This window comes from Acinetobacter sp. Gutcm_16 (genome assembly GCF_028649355.1).
GTDB classification, from domain to species: domain Bacteria; phylum Pseudomonadota; class Gammaproteobacteria; order Pseudomonadales; family Moraxellaceae; genus Acinetobacter; species Acinetobacter johnsonii.
The window spans coordinates 1-852 of the sequence record NZ_JAQSUV010000008.1 but is presented as its reverse complement, the minus strand read 5'-3'; the positions used below and the strand labels follow the sequence as shown (position 1 = coordinate 852).

General features: G+C 36.9%; 1 pseudogene. It reads right to left on the bottom strand.

The features are described from left to right. Positions 1 to 65: 65 nt before the first annotated feature. A pseudogene (locus PTT44_RS00300) lies at positions 66 to 581 on the bottom strand (type 1 glutamine amidotransferase domain-containing protein); the annotation flags it as partial. Positions 582 to 852: the final 271 nt, after the last annotated feature.

Sequence of the window (852 nt, the reverse complement as noted above, 5' to 3'; positions counted from 1 at the left end):
TTATTCATTTGAGAATTATATTGTGGAGTAAGCCTTTAGAGATAGGTTTGTGCAACAAAGCCATTTGCAATTAATGGTTGACCTTGTTCATCTTTCAATGCAAGTAATCCCGCAACACCATGACATACAGCTGAAACAACTCCACCTTGACGATAAATTTGTTCACTCAACATAGTTAACTCTGGGTTATTTGGAAAATCCCACATCACACCATGGCCACCTGTAAAATAAATCGCTTTATAATTAGATGCCTTTACATCACTAGGTTTCATCGTATGATTTAGTCGTGACATAAATGCTTTATCTGCCAAATGTGCACGTGCTTCTTTATCCATATAAATCCATTTTTGGCTGCGTTCATCGAGAGGAACGACTCCGCCTTTTGGACTAATGAAATCCATTTCATAACCAGCTTGGCGCGCAACATCATAAAAATGAGTTAGCTCAGTTACCCAAAGTCCTGTTGTATCCTCTCGTGATGGGTATTTCGCATGGTTTGTCATTACTACTAAAATCTTACCTTTAATCGGTGTAGCTGATAGATTGCTATTATTTTCAGTAGATGCATAAGCAAAAGGCATGCTGAATAATGATGCAATGAGAACCAATAAACTTTGTATTACGCGATTGTTCATCGCTTGAGGTATAGCCATGATCGTTCTTCTCTGTATTCATCCATGATCAACTATAAGCTTAAAGTTTAGTTTAAGGTCAAGTGATATTTTTATTAGCGCTATATTCTTTAGTACTGCTTGGCTTTGTTGCACAAACCTATCTCTAAAGGCTTATTCCACAATATAATTCTCAAATGAATAAGCCCACACCTAAAATCTATCGTACAACCAATTGGTC